This is a genomic window from Pseudomonas ceruminis, assembly GCF_021602025.1.
In the GTDB taxonomy this organism is placed as follows: domain Bacteria; phylum Pseudomonadota; class Gammaproteobacteria; order Pseudomonadales; family Pseudomonadaceae; genus Aquipseudomonas; species Aquipseudomonas ceruminis.
In genome coordinates this window covers 1-16,185 of record NZ_BQHW01000011.1, presented here as the reverse complement: position 1 = coordinate 16,185, position 16,185 = coordinate 1, and the positions used below count along the sequence as shown (strand labels likewise).

General features: G+C 63.7%; 14 protein-coding genes. 10 read left to right on the top strand and 4 right to left on the bottom strand.

Going from position 1 to position 16,185, the window contains the following annotated elements:
- The first annotated feature begins 105 nt into the window (after window positions 1-105).
- Together L6D80_RS14445 and tam are read left to right on the top strand one after the other, a co-directional pair.
- The gene (locus L6D80_RS14445; protein ID WP_054902784.1) at window positions 106-1,515 is read left to right on the top strand and encodes an amino acid permease; all 1,410 of its coding nucleotides are present in this window, start codon (window positions 106-108) and stop codon (window positions 1,513-1,515) included.
- Window positions 1,516-1,835: 320 nt separating this feature from the next.
- A complete protein-coding gene (gene tam / locus L6D80_RS14440; protein WP_054902783.1) occupies window positions 1,836-2,612 on the top strand; it encodes a trans-aconitate 2-methyltransferase in 777 nt (258 codons plus the stop codon).
- Here the strand turns inward: tam and L6D80_RS14435 are convergent.
- Together L6D80_RS14435 and L6D80_RS14430 are read right to left on the bottom strand one after the other, a co-directional pair.
- Window positions 2,609-2,974, bottom strand: a complete 366-nt coding sequence (locus tag L6D80_RS14435; RefSeq protein WP_054902782.1) for a DUF2784 domain-containing protein — start codon at window positions 2,972-2,974, stop codon at window positions 2,609-2,611. The genes tam and L6D80_RS14435 overlap by 4 nt on opposite strands.
- Window positions 2,975-3,026: 52 nt before the next feature.
- Complete coding sequence (locus L6D80_RS14430) at window positions 3,027-3,896, bottom strand: LysR substrate-binding domain-containing protein (protein WP_176512655.1); 870 nt, start codon at window positions 3,894-3,896, stop codon at window positions 3,027-3,029.
- A 242-nt stretch (window positions 3,897-4,138) separates the two neighbouring features.
- Here L6D80_RS14430 and L6D80_RS14425 point away from each other — a divergent pair, with 242 nt between their 5' ends.
- From L6D80_RS14425 to L6D80_RS14405, 5 genes are all read left to right on the top strand, one after another.
- Window positions 4,139-5,455 (top strand): MFS transporter, encoded by a 1,317-nt coding sequence (locus L6D80_RS14425; RefSeq protein WP_054902780.1) that lies wholly within the window; start codon window positions 4,139-4,141, stop codon window positions 5,453-5,455.
- A 14-nt stretch (window positions 5,456-5,469) separates the two neighbouring features.
- Window positions 5,470-6,861 carry an FAD-dependent oxidoreductase gene (locus L6D80_RS14420; protein ID WP_176512654.1) on the top strand — a complete coding sequence of 464 codons (1,392 nt, stop codon included), beginning with the start codon at window positions 5,470-5,472 and terminating at the stop codon, window positions 6,859-6,861.
- Between the two features lie 95 nt (window positions 6,862-6,956).
- Window positions 6,957-7,667 (top strand): YebC/PmpR family DNA-binding transcriptional regulator, encoded by a 711-nt coding sequence (locus L6D80_RS14415; RefSeq protein ID WP_054902778.1) that lies wholly within the window; start codon window positions 6,957-6,959, stop codon window positions 7,665-7,667.
- 133 nt (window positions 7,668-7,800) lie between these two features.
- A complete protein-coding gene (locus tag L6D80_RS14410) occupies window positions 7,801-8,745 on the top strand; it encodes a LysR family transcriptional regulator (RefSeq protein ID WP_054902777.1) in 945 nt (314 codons plus the stop codon).
- 182 nt (window positions 8,746-8,927) lie between these two features.
- The gene (locus tag L6D80_RS14405; RefSeq protein ID WP_176512653.1) at window positions 8,928-10,340 is read left to right on the top strand and encodes a DOPA decarboxylase; all 1,413 of its coding nucleotides are present in this window, start codon (window positions 8,928-8,930) and stop codon (window positions 10,338-10,340) included.
- Window positions 10,341-10,375: 35 nt separating this feature from the next.
- On the opposite strand, the gene L6D80_RS14400 is transcribed toward L6D80_RS14405, so the two are convergent.
- Window positions 10,376-11,749, bottom strand: a complete 1,374-nt coding sequence (locus L6D80_RS14400; RefSeq protein ID WP_176512652.1) for an MFS transporter — start codon at window positions 11,747-11,749, stop codon at window positions 10,376-10,378.
- A gap of 527 nt (window positions 11,750-12,276) precedes the next feature.
- Between L6D80_RS14400 and quiC the strand changes: the two genes are divergently transcribed.
- On the top strand, window positions 12,277-14,184 hold the full coding sequence (quiC, locus tag L6D80_RS14395; RefSeq protein ID WP_176512651.1) for a 3-dehydroshikimate dehydratase QuiC: 1,908 nt from the start codon (window positions 12,277-12,279) through the stop codon (window positions 14,182-14,184).
- A 70-nt stretch (window positions 14,185-14,254) separates the two neighbouring features.
- Here quiC and L6D80_RS14390 read toward each other — a convergent pair whose 3' ends face one another.
- Window positions 14,255-14,503, bottom strand: coding sequence for a CsbD family protein (locus L6D80_RS14390; RefSeq protein WP_176512650.1), 249 nt, complete (start codon window positions 14,501-14,503; stop codon window positions 14,255-14,257).
- Between the two features lie 170 nt (window positions 14,504-14,673).
- On the opposite strand from L6D80_RS14390, the gene L6D80_RS14385 reads away from it, so the two are divergent.
- Window positions 14,674-15,429 (top strand): CatB-related O-acetyltransferase, encoded by a 756-nt coding sequence (locus L6D80_RS14385; RefSeq protein ID WP_176512649.1) that lies wholly within the window; start codon window positions 14,674-14,676, stop codon window positions 15,427-15,429.
- 109 nt (window positions 15,430-15,538) lie between these two features.
- On the top strand, window positions 15,539-16,084 hold the full coding sequence (locus tag L6D80_RS14380) for a GNAT family N-acetyltransferase (protein ID WP_054902771.1): 546 nt from the start codon (window positions 15,539-15,541) through the stop codon (window positions 16,082-16,084).
- Window positions 16,085-16,185: the final 101 nt, after the last annotated feature.

Genomic DNA, 16,185 nt, shown 5'->3' with positions numbered 1-16,185 from the left:
TTTGCACACCTCCTGCCCGCATTAGCACTGATGTACAGGTGAGCCGATGACCATCGCGGACTCACAGTTTTCCTTGGATAAAAAGAAGCACGGGGTACACAACTGATGGACGCAACATCCACAACCACCACCGCGAAAAGCGGGCACGAGAGCAAACTCAGTGCCTCGCTCAAGTCGCGCCACCTGACGATGATGTCGATCGCCGGGGTTATCGGCGGCGCCTTGTTCGTCGGTTCCGGCAGCGTGATCCACAGCGCCGGCCCGGCCGCTGTCCTGGCCTACCTGGCAGGCGGCATCCTGGTGGTATTGATCATGCGCATGCTCGGTGAAATGGCGACATCCTCGCCCGACACCGGCTCGTTCTCCACTTACGCTGACCGCGCCATTGGCCGTTGGGCCGGCTTCACCATTGGCTGGCTGTACTGGTGGTACTGGGTCATCCTCATGGCCTGGGAAGCCTATGTGGCGGGCAAGATCCTGCATGGCTTCTTCCCGGATGTGAGCGTCAACGTGTTCGTGCTGGCCACGACCCTGTTGCTGATCACCGTGAACTTCTTCAACGTCAAGCATTACGGTGAATTCGAGTTCTGGTTCGCGCTGATCAAAGTGGTGGCGATCATCTGCTTCCTGGTGGTGTGTACCGCCGCGGTGATGAACATCTGGCAGTACGGTGAAGTGCGTGGCATGACCCACCTGACCGCCGAAGGCTTCATGCCCAATGGCATCACGACGGTGATCGGTGCGTTGCTTGGGGTGATGTTCGCCTTCCTGGGCGCTGAAATCGTCACTATCGCCGCCTCTGAAGCCAAGGACCCGGCCACCCAGATCGTCAAGGCCACCAACTCGGTGGTATGGCGTGTGTGCCTGTTCTACGTCGGTTCGATCTTCCTGATCGTCTGCCTGGTACCGTGGAACGACCCGCAACTGGGCGTTTCCGGCTATGGCGCCTACCGCCGCACCCTGGAATTGCTGGGCGTACCGCACGCCGAGCTGCTGATGAACTTCGTGGTGTTGACCTCGGTGAGCAGCTGCCTGATCTCGGGCCACTACACGGCCTCGCGCATGCTGTTCTCCCTCGCCCAGCGTGGCGACGCGCCATCGTTCTTCAAGATCACCCGCGCTGGCACTGGCGTACCGGTCTACGCGATCATCGGTTCCTGCGCCGTGGCCGTGGTCTGCGCGCTGATCAACTTCAGCGAGACCCTGCGCCCGAAAGACGTACTGGAAACCCTGATGAACACCACCGGCATGATCGCCTTGCTGGTGTACCTGGTGATCGCCTTCTCGCAACTTCGCATGCGCCGCAAGCTGATCGCCGAAGGCAAGGAAGTGCGCCTTAAGATGTGGCTGTTCCCTTGGCTGACCTACCTGGTGATTGCCTTCATCATCGCCGCCCTGGTGACCATGGCCTTCATGCCTGACTACCAGATCCTGGTGATCTCCACCGGTATTGCCGCCGCCATCGTGGTGGCCATGGGTGTGGTGCATCAGATCCGCAGCGCCAGGCAGCACTAAGCGCTAGTGGTGGTTCGAAACGGCCGGCTCCCTTGGGGACCCGGCCGTTTCGCGTTGTTGGGCCGGGGTTTGGTCCGCAGGCATATGGAAGCGTCCGTTCATCCACGGTGAGCCGAGGAGGGCGGCGGCAGCGATCAGCGCCAGGATGGCGAGGGTGAGGAATGTTTTCATGGGCATGCGCGTGTCGGGTCAGACCTCAAGCATAGGCTGCCGGGCCGTACCGGGCACGGCCACCTGGGGATTTCTGAAGGTGGCAAAGCGGCCCTAAGGGCTGGCACATGGCTTATGCTGTGCACACTGTCCGCCAAAAGGAGGCCCCCATGGCCTGGTCTGCCACTCAGTATTCCCTGTTCGAAGACGAGCGCACCCGCGCTGTGCGTGACCTGCTGACCGCCGTGCCGCCGCGCCCGGTGCGCCATGCCACCGACCTGGGCTGCGGCCCCGGCAACTCCACCGAGGTGTTGTTGCAGCGCCATGGGGATGCCCAGGTGACGGCACTGGACAGCGACCCCGACATGATCGAAAAGGCCCGCGAGCGGCAGCGCTTGCGGGTCCCGCGTGTGCGCTGCGAAATCGCCGACATCGCCAGCTGGGCCGCGCCCGAACCGCAGGACCTGATCCTGGCCAACGCCTCACTGCAATGGGTGCCCGATCACGGTTCGCTCTACCCGCACCTGGTGCGCCAGTTGAGCGAAGGCGGCAGCCTGGCCGTACAGACCCCGGACAACCTTGACGAGCCCGCCCACCGCCAACTGCGGGAGGTCGCCAGCCGTGGACGCTGGGCGGACAAGTTCGCCGACTTCAGCTTGCCGCCCCGGCACAATGCCGCGTTCTACTACGACCTGCTCAGCCCGTTGTGCGCCCGGGTGGATGTGTGGCGCACCACCTACCATCACCCGCTGCCGGGCGGCGCCGAGGCGGTGGTGGAATGGTTCAAGGGGTCGGCGCTGCGCCCCTATCTGGCAAAGCTGGACGAGCAGGAGCAGGCGGACTTCCTGCAGATGTACCTGCAGGCCATGCAGCGCGACTATCCGCCGGCCAGCGACGGCAAGGTGCTGCTGCCGTTCCCGCGGCTGTTTGTGGTTGCCACCCGCTAGCGGTGGCGCCAGCGCCAGATCACGTAACCGTAGACGCCGAGGTTGAGCAGCAGCACCAGGGTGGCCAGTAGCAGCTGGATCTGTGGGGTCAACCCGGCGGGGTAGATCAGCGGCCAGAGGTAATGCTCGACGAAACCACCGTGATAGCCGGCATCGCCGGCGCCCTCGCGCATGCGATTTTCCCAGTCGGTCAGCGGGCATTGCAGGTGCAGCCCCTCCACCGCCAGGCCCCAGGCCAGGGCGGGGAGGTGGACGAGCAGGGCGGCGCGCCATTTGAGCACCAGCAGGCCGCCGAACAGTACCAGCAGGATGAAGCCCAGGTGCAGCAGGACCAGGGTGTCGGCGGCTAGGCGAAAGAGCATGGCTGCCTCTTGATGGTGGGTAGAACCAGAATAGTTGTACGGCCGTGCGCCGCTACATCGCTTCCTGCACCACCTGCAAGAAGGTCGCCACCACCCGCCGCGTCCGCTGTTCGCTCAGGCACACCAATGTCTCGGTCAAATGCCGCTGGCAGTCGACGATCGGCAATGCACATACCCGTGCGTCCGCACCAAACTCGGCCGCCGACACCACCCCAACGCCAATCCCCACCACCACGGCCTCGCGCGCCGCTTCCCGGCCTTCGACCTGGATCGCCGGGCGAATCCGCAACCCGGCGCGCTGCATCTCTTCTTCCAGCGTCTGCCGTGTCACCGAGCCCGGTTCACGTAGCACCAGCGGCGTGTCGTCCAGGTCGGCCAGGTTGATCGAACCACGGCTGGCCCACGGGTGGTTGTGCGAGACGAACGCCACCATCGGGTCGCGGCGCAGGGGCACGCAATACAGCCGCTCATCGTCGACATCGCGACCCAGCAGCGCCAGGTCGGCCTGATAGCTGAACAGCCTGGCCAGGGACTCGTCGGTGTTGCCCGTTTCCACCTTCACCTGGATGCCGGGATATCGCTGGCAGAAGCGCGCGACCTGCGGCAGCACGTGGACCGGGGCATCCACCGCCAGCACCAGGCTGCCGGTGTGCAGTGCGCGGGAGTCCTGCAGCAGTTCGTGGGCTTCGGCCTCGCAGGCGAACAGGCGCTGGCTGATGCCCAGCAGGCGCTCGCCCAGGTCGGTCAGTTGGACCGAGCGCTTGTTGCGGTGAAACAGCAACACGCCAAAGCGCTCCTCGAGCTTGCGCACCTGATCGGACACCGCCGGTTGGGTGAGGAACAGCTTTTGCGCGGCGCGGGTGAAGCTGCCGTGCACGGCCACCGCGTGAAAGGCCTTGAGTTGAGCGTGGGACACCGACATGTCGACTCCAGTAACAAGCTGAGCTTATGTGTGAAATACGATAAATCGATTTTATTTATCAGTCACCAGCTGTTTCCATGTTCTGCAACCCCACGCCGCCCTAAGCGGCCGCCGGGCCATGGCGCACGTTCCTGCGCCATCTGACCAGATGACGAGCCACGTCATGCAGTGCGCAACACAACAACAAGACAGGCGTTTCTTCACATTCTGCCGGCACACTTGAACAAGAGGTCAGACTCACCATGAACCAATCCCTAGCCGCGTTCAAACGCTGGCGCATTCAGATTTTTGCTATCACCTGGCTGGCCTACGCCGCCTTCTACTTCACCCGCAAGGCCTTCTCCGTGGCCAAGCTCGGCATTGGTGAAGACCCGACATTCATGCTCGACAAGGCCGCCATGGCCAACCTTGACGCCATCTACCTGGCCGCCTACGCCGTGGGCCAGTTCACGTGGGGCATGCTCGCCGACCGCTTCGGCCCGCGTGTGGTGGTGCTCGGCGGTCTGCTGATTTCGGCGGCAGCGGCGGTGGTTATGGGCAGTTATGCAACCTTCCCGATCTTCGCTACCTGCATGCTTGTCCAAGGCCTGGCGCAATCCACTGGCTGGGCCGGGTTGTGCAAGAACATCGGCAGCTTTTTCCCCGCCTCGCAGCGTGGCCGCGTGTTGGGCCTGTGGAGCTCCTGCTATGCCTTCGGTGGTCTGGTGGCCTCGCCGTTCGCCGGCTGGTGGGCCTACACCCTGGTCGGTACCTGGCACGCAGCGTTCTTCTCCAGTGCGGCAGTGGTGGCAGCGGTGGCGGTGCTGTTCTTCTTTCTGCAGCGCAACAAACCCGAAGATGTCGGCCTGCCGGCGGTAGAGCCCGAGCCCCAGAGCATGGCGCCAGGCAGCCATCTGTGCAGTGTGTGGGCACCGCTGCGCGAGATCCTGCGCAACCGCACCGTACTGACCCTGGGGCTGGCGTACTTTCTGCTCAAGCCGGCGCGCTACGCCATCTTGCTGTGGGGCCCGGTGATCGTCTTCGAGCAGATGCCTTCGGTGGGCAAGGTTGGCGCAGCCATCATTCCCACGGCCTTTGAACTGGCCGGGTTGCTAGGCCCGATCATGATCGGGCTGGCGTCGGACAAACTGTTCGGTGCCCGGCGCATGCCGGCCTGTGTGATCAGCCTGGTGTTGCTGACGGTGACCCTGGCGGCGTTCATGGCGGCCATGCACAGCGGCAGCATCAGCCTGGTGGTAGGCCTGTTGTTCGTCATGGGCCTGACCTTGTACGGGCCGGACTCGATGATCAGCGGCGCGGCGGCCATCGATTTCGGTACGGCCAAGGCTGGCGCGACGGCGGCCGGTTTTGTCAACGGCTGCGGCTCGGTGGGCGCGGTGCTGGGCGGCCTGCTGCCTGGCTACTTCGACAGCGTCACGGTGTTCATCGTGTTTGCCGGCTGCGCCCTGTTCTCGGCCTTGGTGCTGTTGCCGCACTGGAACAGCCGCCCGGCCAGCGTAGCCCAGGCCAATGATGTGGCACCCAATACCAGCATGGCGATCAAGCCACTGCGTACCTAAAGGAAAGCGAGCGAATGAGACCCTTCTGGCTGCAACAGGCTTTGGATTCAGCGCAGGATGCGGCATGCCCGCCGCTGCAAGGCGATGCCCGTTGTGACGTGTGCATCGTCGGCGGCGGCTATACCGGGCTGTGGACTGCACTGATGCTCAAGGAAGCGGTACCGGCGCTGGATGTGCTGCTGCTCGAGGCGGACATCTGCGGTGCGGGTGCCAGTGGGCGTAACGGCGGATGCGCGTTGTCCTGGTCGGCCAAGTACTTCACCCTTGAGCGCCTGTTCGGTGCGGCCGAGGCGGTGCGCCTGGTCCGTGAGTCGGAGCGCAGCATCGGTGCCATCGGTGCGTTCTGCGCCGCCAACGGCATCGATTGTGACTACCGCCTGGACGGCACCCTGTACACCGCCACCAACCAGGCCCAGGTCGGCGCCACCGATGCGGTAATCGCTGCGCTGGAACGCAAGGGGATCAATTCGTTCGAGCGCCTGGCGCTGGACCAGGTGCAGCGCCTGGCAGGCTCTGCGCGGCACCTGGAAGGCTGGTTCTCGCCGGCCGCCGCCACCGTGCAGCCGGGCCGGCTGGTGCGCGGCCTGCGCCGTGTGGCCCTGCAGCGCGGGGTGCGCATCCATGAAGGCACGGCCATGACCGGCCTGGCACATGGCAGCCCGGTGCAGGTACGCACAGCCCATGGCACAGTGCGTGCTGACCGCGTGGTGCTGGGGCTCAATGCCTGGATGGCGCGGGCCTTCCCGCAGTTCGAACGCAGCGTGGCGATCGTCTCCAGCGACATGGTCATCACCGAGCCGTGCCCCGAGTTGCTGGGCGAAATTGGTCTGAACACGGGCGTCAGCGTCCTCGATTCGCGCATTTTCGTGCATTACTACCACAACACCAGCGACGGTCGCCTGATGCTGGGCAAGGGCGGCAACACCTTTGCCTATGGTGGGCGCATGCTGCCGGTATTCGACCAGCCCTCGCCGTACCAGCCGCTGCTGCGCGAAAGCCTGGGCGAGTTTTTCCCCGCCCTGGAAGAAGTGCCACTGGCGGCCAGCTGGAATGGCCCGTCGGACCGCTCGGTGACCGGGCTGCCGTTCTTCGGCCGGCTGGACGGGCAAAGCAACGTGTTCTATGGCTTCGGTTACTCCGGCAGCGGCGTCGGGCCGTGCCACATGGGCGGGCAGATTCTCTCGTCGCTGGCCCTGGGGCTGGACAACCCGTGGACCCGCTCGCCCTTGGTCAAAGGCCCGCTGGGCTGGTTCCCGCCTGAGCCGATCCGCTACCTCGGCTCGCTGGTGGTGCGCAACGCCATCCGCCGCAAGGAGCGGGCCGAGGACCGTGGGGTGCGGCCACGCCACCTGGATGTGCGGCTGGCGCGGTTTGCAGCGGCGGCGGGCAAGGCCGACAAAGCGTGAGATTTCTTGTCGAACAGGGGGGCGAGGGCGTATAAACTGCTCCCACTTTTTGGCCGGTCGCTTCCTGAACCGGCCGCTGAAACAAGAGAGTCGACATGGGCGCACAGTGGAAAGCCAAACATAAAGAAGCCGCGGCCAACGCCAAAGGCAGGATCATGGGCAAGCTGTCCAAGGAAATTCAGATCGCCGCCAAATCTGGCGCCGACCCGGACATGAACCCGCGCCTGCGCCTGGCCATCGAGCAGGCCAAGAAGGCCTCGATGACCCGCGAAACCTTGGAACGCGCGATCCGCAAGGGTGCCGGCCTGGACGGTGATGCGGTGCAGTACCATGCGGTGAGCTACGAAGGGTTCGCGCCGCACCAGGTGCCGCTGATCGTCGAGTGCCTAACCGATAACGTCAACCGCACCGTTGCGCAGATCCGCGTGCTGTTCCGCAAAGGCCAGCTGGGTGCCAGCGGCTCGGTGGCGTGGGATTTCAACCACGTAGGCCTGGTCGAGGCGACGCCCAACGGTGACGCCGACCCCGAAATGGCGGCTATCGAAGCCGGTGCGCAGGACTTCGAAGAAGGTGAAGAAGAGGGCTCGACTCTGTTCATCACCGACACAACCGACCTGGACGCGGTACAGAAGGCCCTGCCAGACCATGGTTTTACCGTCACTTCGGCGAAGATCGGCTATACCCCGAAGAACCCCGTGAGCGCTGGCAGCCTGAGCGCCGAGGCGTTGGCCGAGGTTGAAGCGTTTCTTGAAGCGATCGACGAGAATGACGACGTGCAAAACGTCTATGTCGGCCTGACCGACTGAAACCAGGGCCGCTTTGCGGCCCGAACGCCGGCAAGCCGGCTGCGCGGCTACGGCACAGGCCTTCAGGCGTGTGGGGTAGTGGCGGGGCCGGCTTGTTGGCGATCGGGCCGGTGAATGCAACCAGGGAGCCTGCATGAACCCGACCTTCGCCTCCCTCAGCCTCGCCCACCTGCGTACCCTTGACTGCCTGCTTCAGCTCAAGAACCTCAGCCACGCTGCCGAACGGCTGGGCGTCAGCCAGTCAGCCCTGAGCCGGCAGCTGGCTCACCTGCGCGAAGCCTTCGACGACCCGTTGCTGGTGCGCCAAGGCCGTGGCTACGTGCTCAGCGAGTACGCCGAAGCGCTGGTCGAACCCCTGCGCCAGGTCCTCGAAGAGCTTCAGGCCCTGCGCCAGCCTGCTTCCTTCGACCCTGCGCGCTGCGAGCGGCGCTTCTGCCTGGCCGCTTCGGACTATGTCGCCGAGCACATGCTGCCACGGTTGGTGGCCGCGCTGGAGCAGGAGGCCCCCGGCGTGAGCATCGAGTACCGCACCTGGCAGGCCGGCCAATACGCCTTGCTCGCCAGTGGCGAGATCGACCTGGCCACCACACTGTTCGACGAGTCGCCGCCCAACCTGCATGGTCGCCTGCTGGGCGAGGACCGCGCGGTGTGCCTGATGCGTCAGGATCATCCGCTGACGGCCTGCGCAGCGTTGAACCAGGACGATTACCTGGCGTTCAAGCATGTGCGCATCTCTGGCGGGGGTGACAAGGACAGCTTCATCGACCGCCACCTGCGCGGCCAAGGGCTGCAGCGGCGGGTGAGCCTGGAAGTGCCGTTCTTCTCGGCCACCGTGCAGGTGATCGGCAACAGCCAGGCGCTGGCCACCGTGCCCGAGCACATTGCCCGTCAGTTGAGCCGCCTGCACGGCCTGGCCTGGCGGCCGCTGGGGTTCGTCGACCACACCCAGCGCTACTGGGTGGTGTGGCACCAGCGCTTGCAGGCATCGGCTGAGCATCGCTGGTTGCGCAACCGCGTGTTCGAGTTGTGGCGCCAGTCGCAGTTCGGCGTGCAGGGTGGGCATGCGGATTTGCCATAGCAGGTATGCGCGAAGCGGGGTTATTCGCCAGGCTGCAGCGGCCTAGACTGTGAGCATTAGGGTGTCTGTGCCGGCCCCTCTCGCGGGGCCTCCACCGATCTTGGGCAATGCCAGCCCCTGTGGGCGCCGGCTGCCGGCGATTGGGCCAGCACGAGCACCCATGAGCCCACAGGAGACCGCGCGTGACCCCAGAACAATTCCGCCAGTACGGCCACCAACTGATCGACCTGATCGCCGACTACCGCCAAACCGTCGGCGAGCGCCCGGTCATGGCCCAGGTCGAACCCGGCTACCTGAAAGCCGCCTTGCCTGTAGCTGCCCCGCAGCAGGGCGAGCCGTTCGACGCGATCCTCGATGACGTCAACCAGTTGGTGATGCCTGGCTTGTCGCATTGGCAACACCCGGACTTCTATGGCTACTTCCCGTCCAATGGCACCTTGTCGTCGGTGCTCGGCGACTTCCTCAGCACCGGCCTGGGCGTGCTGGGCCTGTCGTGGCAGTCCAGCCCGGCGCTGAGTGAGCTGGAGGAAACCACCCTCGACTGGCTGCGCCAGTTGCTAGGCCTGTCGGCGCAGTGGAGCGGGGTGATCCAAGACACGGCCTCTACCAGCACCCTGGTCGCCTTGATTTGCGCCCGCGAGCGTGCCACCGATTACGCCTTGGTGCGCGGTGGCTTGCAGGCCGAAGCCAAGCCACTGATCGTCTATGTCAGCGCCCACGCCCATAGCTCGGTGGACAAGGCTGCCTTGCTGGCGGGCTTCGGCCGCGCCAACATCCGCCTGATTGCCACCGATGAGCAGTTCGCCATGCGTCCGGAGGCCTTGCAGGTGGCCATCGAGCAGGACATTGCCGCCGGCAACCAGCCCTGTGCGGTGGTCGCCACCACCGGCACCACGACGACCACGGCGCTGGACCCGCTGCGTCCGATCGGCGAAATCGCCCAGGCCAAGGGTTTGTGGCTGCACGTTGACTCGGCCATGGCCGGCTCTGCGATGATCCTGCCCGAGTGCCGCTGGATGTGGGACGGCATCGAACTGGCCGATTCTGTGGTGGTCAACGCCCACAAATGGCTGGGCGTGGCGTTCGACTGCTCGATCTACTACGTGCGCGACCCGCAGCACCTGATCCGGGTGATGAGCACCAACCCCAGCTACCTGCAATCGGCGGTCGATGGCGAGGTGAAGAACCTGCGCGACTGGGGTATCCCGCTGGGTCGCCGGTTCCGCGCTTTGAAGCTGTGGTTCATGTTGCGTAGCGAAGGGGTAGAGGCGTTGCAACAACGCTTGCGGCGTGACCTGGACAATGCCCGTTGGCTGGCTGAACAGGTCGAGGCAACGCCGGACTGGGCCCTGTTGGCGCCAGTTCAGTTGCAGACCTTGTGCATCCAGCATCGGCCGGCGGGGCTGGAAGGGGAGGCGCTGGATGCGCATACCAAGGCCTGGGCCGAGCGGCTCAACGCGTCCGGTGAGGGGTATGTAACCCCGGCGACTTTGAATGGGCGCTGGATGGTGCGGGTGTCGGTGGGGGCGCTGCCAACGGAGCGTGAGCATGTGGAAGCGCTGTGGCAGCAGTTGCGGGCAGTGGTTAACGGCTGAACGTGCCGGGGCCGCTGTGCGGCCCCGGCGATCTGTCAGTGGCTCACTGCCTGAAAGCTCCCCTTGCGGCTGGCTTCAAAGGCCTCTTTTTCCATAGGCTTGGCCTGCGGATTGCCCAGGTCTTCCATCGCCAGGCGATGGGTTTCTGGCGCGATGTACGCAGCCAGGGCACACACGCAGGTAATAAGGAATGCCAGCCCACCCACCACCAGCGGAATGTTTTGCGAACCTGGCGGTGCCACCAGGGCGAACAGTGCAGGCAGCATGGCCGTCAGCATGGTGCCGATGTTCTGTGCGATGGCCATGGCCGACACGCGGTAGCGGGTGTGGAACAGCTCAGGGTAGAAGCTTGGAAATACCGCGTTGTAGCCCTGGTACACCATGCCCCACATGACGATGGAGGCGGCGAAGGCCAGGGGTACGTTCTGAATGCTGATCGCATACAGGTAGACGAACGCCAGCAGCCCTGAGCCCAGGCAGCCAGCGATCATGGTCGGGCGACGGCCGATCTTGTCAGAGAGGTTGCCCATGAACGGGATCACCAGTACCGCGACGATGTTGCCCACCACCGGGATCCACAGGTACACGCTCTTGTCGAAGCCGATGCCGTAGGCAGGCTGCACCGCATACGCGGCGCCGAAGATGGTCGCGACCACCGGAATCACGTTCATCAGGGCCATGAACATCACCAGCACCATGTGCTTCCAGCTATGGCGGAAGGCCTCGCTGATGGGCGACTTGGCGACTTTGTCCTGCTGCTCTTCCTTCACGAACGCTGGGGTTTCATGCACTTCCTTGCGGATGATGAAACCGGCAATCAGCACCACCGCACTCATCAGGAACGGGATGCGCCAGCCCCACTCGTTGAACGCCTCGCTTGGCATGAAGTAGGCCAGTGGCAGGAACACGGCCGCTGCCAATACCTGGCCAGCCTGCACGCCCTGCAGGGTGAAACTGGCGTAGTAGCCGCGTCGACCGAACGGTGCGTGCTCCATGATCATCGAACTGGCCCCGGAAATCTCACCGGCAACGGCGAAACCTTGGATCAGCCGCAGCACCACCAGCATCGCCGGGGCGAGCAGGCCAATGTCGTGATAAGTCGGCAACAGGCCCACGGCCATGGTCGACAGGCCCATCAGGAACATGCACAGCAGCAGCACGTTCTTGCGACCACGGGTGTCGCCCCAATGGCCAAGCACGAAGGCGCCGACCGGGCGGGCCAGGTAGCCCACCCCGTAGGTGGCCAGCGAGGCAATGATGGCCATCTTCGGGTCGGTGTTGGGGAAGAAGATCTGCGGGAAGATCAGTGCCGCCGCCTGGGCATAGATGAAAAAGTCGTAGTACTCGAGTGCCGAGCCTATCCATCCGCTGGCGGTCGCTTTCTTGGCTTGAGAGCTTGAGTGGGCCATCGTTGTCTCCGTTGTTCTTGTTGGTCGCCGCACTGCTGGCGCCGTCCGGCGGCGGCCAGTGGTTGTGCAGTCGCTATCGGGAGTCTGGGTGCGCTTTCAAAGGGCGGACGATCGCAGGTGGCGTCGGGGGCAACAGGAGAGCGAACGAGCAGGTGCGCGGTACAAGGCGAGCGAAGTGTGCATAGGTCGGTACCCGTTTTATTGAACTTATTATGTTGTGCGTTGGGCTTGTCAGCGCGGGCTGCACCGAACTGCCGGCAGGGCCAGGCGGTGGCGGTCGGTATGCCTGCGTCTGGTTTTCATGGTTGCCCACGGGTTGCGCTGAATCAATTCGTAGAAACGGGTTTTGTTCGGTAATCGAACGCAAAACTAACCATTCCGTACAAAGTCATTGATAGGGTGACTTTACCTGCGAATAATCGAGGGTGCCAAGCAGTCAGAAGGTGCATTGCCAGCCAACTCGCGTAGCGGCGGGTACAGACGCACCACGACCTGCCAGCCCCGTAGCCCCTAACAAGGAATTCACCATGCAGCGTTCGATAGCCACCGTGTCCTTGAGCGGCACCTTGCCGGAAAAGCTCGAAGCCATCGCCGCCGCCGGTTTTGACGGCGTCGAGATCTTCGAGAACGATCTGCTCTACTACGCCGGTAGCCCCCGTGAAGTACGGCAGATGTGCGCCGACCTCGGCATCGCCATTACCTTGTTCCAGCCGTTCCGCGATTTTGAAGGCTGCCGCCGCGACCGCCTGCAGAAGAACCTCGACCGCGCCGAGCGCAAGTTCGACCTGATGCAAGAGCTGGGCACCGACCTGGTGCTGGTGTGCAGCAACGTGCAGGCCGACGCGCTGGGCGATGAGCAATTGCTGGTGGACGACCTGCGCCTGCTGGCCGAGCATGCCGGCCAGCGCGGCCTGCGCATCGGTTATGAGGCCCTGGCCTGGGGCCGCCACGTCAACACGTACCAACAGGTGTGGAACCTGGTGCGCCAGGCTGACCACCCGGCGCTGGGGGTGATCCTCGACAGCTTCCACACCCTGTCGCTCAAGGGCGACCCTGCTGCGATTCGCGGGATCCCCGGTGACAAGATCTTCTTCGTGCAGATGGCCGATGCGCCGATCCTGGCCATGGACGTGCTGGAGTGGAGTCGTCACTTCCGTTGCTTCCCAGGGCAGGGCGAGATGGACCTGGCGGGCTTCCTCGCGCCCATCCTCGCCACCGGCTACCGTGGCCCGTTGTCGCTGGAGATCTTCAACGACGGTTTTCGCGCCGCGCCGCCCAGGCAAAATGCCGCCGATGGCTTGCGTTCGCTGTTGTACCTGGAGGAACAGACCCGCTTGCGCCTGCAACAGGAAGGCACGGCCCTCGAGCCGGGCGTGCTGTTCGCCCCGCCCGCCGCCAGTGGTTATGACGGGGTGGAATTCCTTGAATTTGCCGTCGACGAAGCGGTCGGCGCGCGTCTGGGCAGTTGGCTCAAACGCCTGGGCTTTACCGAAGCCGGCAAGCACCGTAGCAAGGACGTGCGCCTGCTGCGCCAGAACGACATCAATATCGTGCTCAACGCCGAACCGTACTCGTTTGGCCACAACTTCTTCGAAGCCCATGGCCCGTCATTGTGCGCCACCGCGCTGCGGGTCAAGGACGAGCACGCGGCGCTGCAACGCGCTACCGACTTCCGGGGCCAGCCGTTTCGCGGCTTGGTCGGCCCCAATGAATGTGAGGTCCCTGCCGTGCGCGCCCCGGATGGCAGCCTGATCTACCTGGTGGAGCAGGGCAAGGAAGGCCCGTCGCTGTACGATACCGACTTTCTTCTGGACCAGGCCGTCACGACCACCGGCGGCCTGCAGCGCATCGATCACATGGCCTTGGCCCTGCCGGCCGAGGCGCTGGACAGCTGGGTCCTGTTCTACAAGAGCCTGTTCGACTTTGCCGCCGATGACGAGGTGGTGCTGCCCGACCCCTACGGCCTGGTCAAGAGCCGCGCCCTGCGCAGCCAATGCGGGAGCCTGCGCCTGCCGCTGAACATCTCGGAAAACCGCAACACCGCCATCGCCCATGCGCTGTCCAGCTATCGCGGTTCTGGCGTGCACCACATCGCTTTCGATTGTGAGGATATTTTCCGTGAAGTGGCCCGCGCCAAGGACGCCGGTGTGCCGCTGCTGGAGATACCGCTGAATTATTACGACGACCTGGCGGCGCGGTTCGATTTCGACGACGAGTTTCTCAGCGAACTGGCCTACTACAACGTGCTGTACGACCGCGATGCCCAAGGGGGCGAGCTGTTCCACGTGTATACCGAGGCGTTCGAGGACCGTTTCTTCTTCGAGATCATCCAGCGCAAGGGGGGCTATGCGGGGTATGGGGCGGCAAACGTTGCAGTGCGCCTGGCAGCGATGGCCAAGCGGCGTAGCGGGGTGGCGCGCAAACCGGTGCTGTGAGCAGCGCGTCCGGCCTGCCGGGTGCAGGAACGGCCCTTGCGATGCACGCCAGGGCCGCTCCTGGCAGCCGTCAGCGCCGGAGCAGGCGGCTGACGACCAGCGTGATGGCTGCGCCGACCGCCAGTGCAGTCAGCGGTTTTTCTCTCACAAATGCAGATACATTGTTCAGCGCGTCACCATAGGTCTGGGTGAGCTGTCCTGATGCCTGGCGCACATCACCCTCGGCTTCCATGGCCTGATCTTCAAGAAACTGGCCTGCCGCACTCTGTGCCTTGCCTGCCACTTTCTGTGCAACCCCTTCGATCTGTTCACGTTTCATGATTGATAACACCTTCCTTTGATTGGCAATGGGCATATCGCACAGGGTTAGGGGGCACGGCTGCTGGAATAGTTCCAACTGGTTGTCTGCGGTTTTGCGTGGCCCTAGGGCGTCAAGATTTTTGCCAACCCGCTTGGTACACTCTGCAAAAGTCGTAGAGATCGCTGTGCATGTTCAATCTGATCCAGTCAATAAAAGAATCACGGTATAAAAAACGCATCAGACAGTTAGGCGGCAAGATCGCGGGTGGCTCAAAGACCTTCAATAAAGTTGCCGAAGCGGATATTGAAGCCTTCGTCCAACTGGGCCACATACACATCGAGTCCACACGTGTGAGCATTGGTGCCCACACCTACATCCGAAGCCATTCAAGGCTTTCGCTGGTGTCTTCGATAGGCCGGTTCTGCTCGATAGGGTCCGGTTGCGTGATTGGGCAGGAGAAGAACACTCACCCGTCCAACTGGGTCAGTTCGCACCCCTTCCAATATGAAAACAACCACCTGACCTATCGGCCTGACCAGTCCTTTGCGACCATTGGCCATGATGTGTGGATGGGGGAGGGGGCGACCATCCTGGAAGGCGTGAAGGTCGGCACAGGCGCTATTGTGGGCACCCGGGCACTGGTGACCCGTGATGTACCGCCCTACGCCATTGTCGGCGGAAACCCGGCAAAGATCATACGTTATCGCCACCCCGAAGGCGTGATCAGCCGGCTGCTGGACAGCCGCTGGTGGGAGCTGGACATGGCCACGCTCAAGGCACTTCCCCTTGATAGCCCGCTGGCGTTTCTCGCCTCGATTGAAAAGCTCAACGCCACGCAGCCCGCCCGTTATACAACGCTGAGAGTGAATCGGCGCAGCGTGACCGAGGTTGGTATCGCCAGTTCAGGGCCTGGCAAGCTGTCGCAGGCAGCAGGTGCCAAATAGCCCGCACGGTGCAGGTAGGCACAACTCACTCAGCCAGGAACGCTCGACTTGATCGGTTAATTGGCAGAGGATCCACACTCCACCACAGCGCGTGCTCAGGAATGATGCTATGGAATGCCTACCGACCCTGTATACAAAACGCCTTGTCCTCACCCCGCTGCAGTTGGAGGATGCCCCCGAGATACAGGAATTGTTCCCGCAATGGGAGGTTGTCCGCTATCTCGACCGTCGTGTGCCCTGGCCGTATCCGGACGATGGGGCGCTGGTGTATGTGCGCGATATTGCCTTGCCTGCCATGGCGGCGGGCCGCGAATGGCACTGGATGATTCGCACCATCGACAACCCCCAACGCAGCATCGGAAGTATCAGCCTGTACGAGCAAGCCGGGAACAACAGAGGCTTCTGGCTCGCGCCCCAGTGGTGGGGCAAGGGTTACATGCGTGAGGCATGCGAGGTCATCAACACCTACTGGTTTCAGACCCTGGCGCGCCCGCTCATGCAGGTGCCCAAAGCCGTTGATAACGATGCTTCGCGCAAAGTATCGGAGCGCGAGGGGATGCGCAGGGTAGGCGTGCGAGACGGGCATTTTGTCTGTGGGCCTATGCAGCTCGAGATCTGGGAGCTGACACGCAGCGAATGGCTCGGCACCGTGTAAAACCTGGCTGCAGGCCCCTGCATAGGGCGGTGCGGGCCAATGCGCCGCGCCGCTGACCACTCGACCAACAGCGCGCTTCCCCCCGCACCCCCACTCACGGA

Bases quoted from the DNA above. Each gene is read 5' to 3' on its own strand.
- L6D80_RS14445 (WP_054902784.1), top strand. From the start codon at position 106: ATGGACGCAACATCCACAACCACCACCGCGAAAAGCGGGCACGAGAGC.
- tam (WP_054902783.1), top strand. From the start codon at position 1,836: ATGGCCTGGTCTGCCACTCAGTATTCCCTGTTCGAAGACGAGCGCACC.
- L6D80_RS14435 (WP_054902782.1), bottom strand. From the start codon at position 2,974: ATGCTCTTTCGCCTAGCCGCCGACACCCTGGTCCTGCTGCACCTGGGC.
- L6D80_RS14430 (WP_176512655.1), bottom strand. From the start codon at position 3,896: ATGTCGGTGTCCCACGCTCAACTCAAGGCCTTTCACGCGGTGGCCGTG.
- L6D80_RS14425 (WP_054902780.1), top strand. From the start codon at position 4,139: ATGAACCAATCCCTAGCCGCGTTCAAACGCTGGCGCATTCAGATTTTT.
- L6D80_RS14420 (WP_176512654.1), top strand. From the start codon at position 5,470: ATGAGACCCTTCTGGCTGCAACAGGCTTTGGATTCAGCGCAGGATGCG.
- L6D80_RS14415 (WP_054902778.1), top strand. From the start codon at position 6,957: ATGGGCGCACAGTGGAAAGCCAAACATAAAGAAGCCGCGGCCAACGCC.
- L6D80_RS14410 (WP_054902777.1), top strand. From the start codon at position 7,801: ATGAACCCGACCTTCGCCTCCCTCAGCCTCGCCCACCTGCGTACCCTT.
- L6D80_RS14400 (WP_176512652.1), bottom strand. From the start codon at position 11,749: ATGGCCCACTCAAGCTCTCAAGCCAAGAAAGCGACCGCCAGCGGATGG.
- quiC (WP_176512651.1), top strand. From the start codon at position 12,277: ATGCAGCGTTCGATAGCCACCGTGTCCTTGAGCGGCACCTTGCCGGAA.
- L6D80_RS14390 (WP_176512650.1), bottom strand. From the start codon at position 14,503: ATGAAACGTGAACAGATCGAAGGGGTTGCACAGAAAGTGGCAGGCAAG.
- L6D80_RS14385 (WP_176512649.1), top strand. From the start codon at position 14,674: ATGTTCAATCTGATCCAGTCAATAAAAGAATCACGGTATAAAAAACGC.
- L6D80_RS14380 (WP_054902771.1), top strand. From the start codon at position 15,539: ATGGAATGCCTACCGACCCTGTATACAAAACGCCTTGTCCTCACCCCG.